Genomic DNA, 517 nt, shown 5'->3' on the forward strand with positions numbered 1-517 from the left:
ACGTCGCGCAGCGCGTCGAACACGACCGCCGCGTACTCGCCGAACCGCTCGGCGGTGTCCCGCACCGCCCAGCCGCCGGCGTCCTGCAGCGGCTGCGGCAGGTCCCAGTGGTACAGCGTGATCGCCGGGTGGATCTCCCGCGCCAGCAGCCCGTCGACCAGCCGCCGGTAGAAGTCGACGCCCGCCTGGTTCACCGCCCCCGAGCCCGTCGGCTGGATGCGGGGCCACGCCACCGAGAACCGGTACGCGGGCAGGCCCAGGCTCTTGATGAGGTCGAGGTCCGACTCCCACAGCCGGTAGTGGTCGGCCGCCGGGTCGCCCGTCGCGCCGTCGCGGATCCGGCCGGGCGTCGCCGCGATCGTGTCCCAGATCGACGGCCCTCGACCGTCCGCCGTCGTCGAGCCCTCGACCTGGAAGGCCGACGTCGCCGCACCCCAGACGAACCCCGCCGGGAAGGCCATCGGCTCCGTGGGCGGCTCCCAGGTGGTCGACGGCGCGCTGGTGGTCGGCGCCGGGC

1 protein-coding gene is annotated in these 517 nt (G+C 75.2%); it reads right to left on the reverse strand.

Features of this window, described 5'->3' with window-relative positions:
* Nucleotides 1-517 (reverse strand): glycoside hydrolase family 1 protein (locus AC1DVP_RS21450; protein WP_477185497.1); only part of this gene is annotated, 517 nt, incomplete at both ends.

The organism is Flavobacterium sp. P3_A6 (assembly GCF_056403035.1).